This window comes from Protofrankia sp. Cj5 (assembly GCF_917627405.1).
Classification (GTDB): domain Bacteria; phylum Actinomycetota; class Actinomycetes; order Frankiales; family Frankiaceae; genus Protofrankia.
The window spans coordinates 1-3,953 of record NZ_CAKJTO010000199.1 but is presented as its reverse complement, the minus strand read 5'-3'; the positions used below and the strand labels follow the sequence as shown (position 1 = coordinate 3,953).

The window sequence follows — 3,953 nt, the reverse complement described above, 5'->3', positions numbered from 1 at the left end:
TCCCGAGACCGCCGGGCCCGCGACAAGAACCACTATCGTGTGCCCGGCGGCCGAGGCCCGCGCAAAGCCACCGGACGCGCGGGACAACAATTTCAAGGAAGACCGCTTCCCGCCGCTCGGGCGCCAGCCGATTCAGCCCAACGTGGGCGCCACCATGCAATACGGCAGAGCGCGTGTCACGCCCCGGCACCCCGCAAAGCCCTTCACGTCACGTAACCGGCGGGTGGTCCACGCGCCGTTGGGGAGCACCCGCCGGCATCCCCAGCCCAGCCCTGGGCTTACCTCATAACCTGCTATGTTCCGTCACCCCGTGAAACAAGCTCCTTGATGGATCGCAAAATTGCGGTGTGGCCGGTCATTTTCAAGTGTCGGAAACCCGAGTTCCCTAAATCACAAGACCACTGGCGGCTAAAGAGCAACAAGACCGCTCCCATGTCGCTGGAGGGGCGGGCTTGTTGGGGGAAGTGCCATGGAGTATGTGCGCGAAAGGCTGGGCCAGTCGTCCATACGGTCACCTCCTCTGTAAGGGATGGGAACGCGGCTGGCTGACTTCCGGGGTCGCCGCCGGCCATGATAGATGCCCAATTACGCGCCACGCTCACGCAGCACAGGGACCGCGTATGAGGTTCCGGGTCTGCGGAGAGGAAGGCGATCGCTCCTCTCCCCGCTGGCAATTTGCAAATGTCCGCCCGCCTGGAAGATTTCAAGAGTGATGGCCCGGCGGACACCGGATGCTCTCGACATGGCGTCCAGGTTCGGAACGATGACGTAGACGCCCTCGCCTTCATTGACGAGCGTTAGCACCGTCATGAGCGCCGGGCGGCCGCTCACTTGGGCGAGCGGGATATTACGGTCAACATATGTTTCTTCGAGACTGAGACCTTCGGTGATGGCATGCAGCGTCACCGTATTTTGAAGGCGGCCAATTTCGGCTTCGTCTTCACCCTCAACGCTGATGTAGCCGTAGGCCGCCGGCTTCGTGCTCATCGCTCTGCCCTCTCGTCTGCCTCCTGCGGGCTGGTGGGCTCCCGTCGCCCAGGGCCGTACCTCGCAGGCAGCGGGAGCCTGGGACGAATCGTGGTGTAGTTGCCACGTTGCGCACAGATGCCAATGGGGTCACCTCGCCGCGAGGTGACCCCAGGAGCACCACCAACCCCGGCCGCAGGCGGCCGAGTTTCTATGAAGCGTTAGGCAGTATTACCCAGTGCGCCCCTCCCACCACGGAAGTCGGTACTCTTGGCCTATGGCTGAAAGCCTTGGTGAACGGGTCGCAGAGCTACGGGTCCGGGCTGTCCTCACCCAAGATGAGTTTGCGGAGCGCGCCGGCGTCAGTCTCACCACGGTCCGGAAGTTGGAACGGGGTGCCCGGGATGCGGTCAGCCTTCCTACCCTCCATTCGTTTGCCCGCGTGCTGGGCGTCACCACCTCCGATCTTCTGTCCTACGGTGGCCCTCTTGACCGGGATGACAACGGCGACACCGCAGACCTGGCGGCGCTGCGCCGGGTGCTGGTGCCGGTGCCGGTCAGCCCTCCTGGGGGCGACGCGCCAAACATTGGGGATGTCAGGCAAGGGCTTATCGAGCTAACCCGGATGTACCAGGCGAACAGGTACAAAGATGCGTTGGCGCTTGCGCCCGGACTTCTGATCGCGGCGGATGCCGCCGCGGGTGCGGCCACGGGAGACTTTGCCGTCGTCGGGCAACGGCTGGCGGCTCGCAGTTACCTCATGGCGTCACTGGTTCTCCTGCAATTCCGACGGGAGGATTTGTCAATCACCGCGGCGGAACGCGCAATCCGGGCGGCCGAGGGTGCCGGGGATGAACTGCTTCGGGCAAGTGCCGCCGATAACATCGCCTGGAACTTTACCCGTCAGGCACGGTTGGACGATGCCGAGGATACGGCGCTTTTCATGGCAGAGGCCATTGAACCCCATGGCGAGGTTACAGAAATCCACCTCGCCCAATACGGCCGATTGCTCACCCGCGCCAGTTCGTCGGCAGCCCGCAATAACCGACCGGCGGCCAGTTCTGGGTATCTAGCTACGGCCAAAGAGGTTGCCGGGCGGCTCCGCAATGATTACATGACGGTGAGCAGCTTTTGGGCTGCTTTCGGCCCCACGACCGTTGACACCATCGAGGTTGAAAACGCGATGGTCATGGGTGAGGCGGACCGGGCGCTGTTCCTCGCACGCAGGGTGCGCCGGGGCAAAGCAATCCGGGAAACCACGTGGCAGCGGTATTTGCTCACGGTGGCGGAGGCGCAGCTTGCCACCAAGGGCTACGCCGGAGCGGCAAAAACGCTGGCCGGTGTCCACCAGGTTGCGCCGGAGTGGTTCGTTTCGCAACGGCTTGCCCGGCGGCTCATACACGCTTTGCAAGACGCCACGTCGGTGCGGTGGGCGCGCGCCAACAGCCTCGACGTGCTGGCCCAGGCCATCAAATGATTTCCCCGGATGCATGCGGTTCAAATGGGCGAGGGCACAGAGACGTCGACGGCGCTGGGCCCGTGGTGCCGGTGTTACCTTGAGAGGGGCAGGGCTGTAGATTAGGAGGGGTGACTATTGACCCCGTCAGGGGGCGCGATTAGGTACGCGCGCGGTGCCCCGCACTCCCTTGCCTTTTCCAGTGCTGCGTCAGGCACGACCTTCCGGAACTCCGCCGGCGTGACTCGGTCGCCACCCAACGCCAGGGTGACTCCCTCCGCCGCCTCGCGATACACGCACCCCAGCCCCACTCCTTGATCCACGCCCTTACTGCCGGGCGCTCTTAGCGCCGGTTCTGCTCACAGATACACTTGCGTCACCATAGCAGCCAACGAAAACAGCCAGCATATCCCACCATCGGCAGCGACGAACAGAACCTCAGCCCCGGCCTGGACTTACATCACGATCTGCTATAGTTCCATCACCGCGACTTTGACGAGCCCCTGAACATCGGCCAGGTTCGCCTGATCGCGGTTTCGCGAACGACGTTCACGTCCCGGACACCATCGTTTTGTCCGGCGATAATATTTTCCGGGCCATCCTCTCCTATCCTCCAAGGTCTGGTACAGCGACCGAGTAGCCGTCGTTGACGGGGGAAAACGGAGGCGACGGGTGCCACGTCAGCTCATGCGACACAGGCTCATCGAAGCGGCGGCCCAGGTTATTCGCACGCGCGGGCTGGCCGTTGCGACGTCCAAGGAGATTGCGCGCGAAGCCAGCGTGGCCGTGGGCAGCATCTACAATCACTTTACCGACAAAACGGACCTCATCACCGCGGTGATGCTGGAGGGGCTACCAACCCTCGACAGCGCTCTCGACCAGCTGAGGTTTTGTATCGGCCGGGGGACGGTGCAGGGCAACCTCGAAGAGTTGTCACGGTCGGCAATCACTTTCTTCGCGCAGTATCTGCCGCTGGCCGGCGGGCTGTTCACCGACACCGAGCTGCACGCGGCGGTCCGGACGAGACTCGTCACCGATCGCCGGGATCTGTCCGCGGTCCATGCTGGCGTGGCGTTCTATCTGGCGCAGGAACAACAGCTCGACCGAATCAATCGGGACGTCGAGCCCGAGGTCGCCGCCGCGGTTCTGCTGGGCGCATGCAGCCAGTACGCGCTGCTCACCCATATGTCCCGGCCGGATGTTCTGCCAGCCGCGGCCAGGTACGCCACCCTCACGGTTTTCATGATCCTACCCGCGCTCCGGCCGCCTGGGACGAGCGCGCCGGACAGGACCTCTCAGACCCGTTCCGGCGGGCTCACCGCCCATTGAGCGGCCTCCAGCCGAAGCCCGGTAAGAGTGTCGGTCTCATCCCAGCGTTCATGGTCAATCAGTAGCCGCAGCAGCCGGAAACCCTCCTCGGCCTGCGCGGTCTCCGCCTGCACGCTCGCCGGTGACGTACCGGCGGCGGTGCCGGCGCCGGCCCGCCGGATGGCGCCCGCCAGCTCGCCCGCGGGCGCGTCCGGCCGGACGG

Annotated in this window: 4 protein-coding genes; 2 read left to right on the top strand and 2 right to left on the bottom strand. The window is 64.4% G+C overall.

Features of this window, described 5'->3' with window-relative positions:
- Positions 1-585: 585 nt before the first annotated feature.
- Positions 586-987 carry a hypothetical protein gene (locus MJ777_RS22460; RefSeq protein ID WP_239377710.1) on the bottom strand — a complete coding sequence of 134 codons (402 nt, stop codon included), beginning with the start codon at positions 985-987 and terminating at the stop codon, positions 586-588.
- A gap of 256 nt (positions 988-1,243) precedes the next feature.
- Between MJ777_RS22460 and MJ777_RS22455 the strand changes: the two genes are divergently transcribed.
- On the top strand, positions 1,244-2,443 hold the full coding sequence (locus MJ777_RS22455) for a helix-turn-helix transcriptional regulator (protein WP_239347190.1): 1,200 nt from the start codon (positions 1,244-1,246) through the stop codon (positions 2,441-2,443).
- A 651-nt stretch (positions 2,444-3,094) separates the two neighbouring features.
- On the top strand, positions 3,095-3,751 hold the full coding sequence (locus MJ777_RS22450; protein ID WP_239377709.1) for a TetR/AcrR family transcriptional regulator: 657 nt from the start codon (positions 3,095-3,097) through the stop codon (positions 3,749-3,751).
- On the opposite strand, the gene MJ777_RS22445 is transcribed toward MJ777_RS22450, so the two are convergent.
- Positions 3,718-3,953, bottom strand: a 236-nt coding sequence (locus tag MJ777_RS22445) for a hypothetical protein (protein ID WP_239377708.1), incomplete at its 5' end; no start/stop codon positions are given. The genes MJ777_RS22450 and MJ777_RS22445 overlap by 34 nt on opposite strands.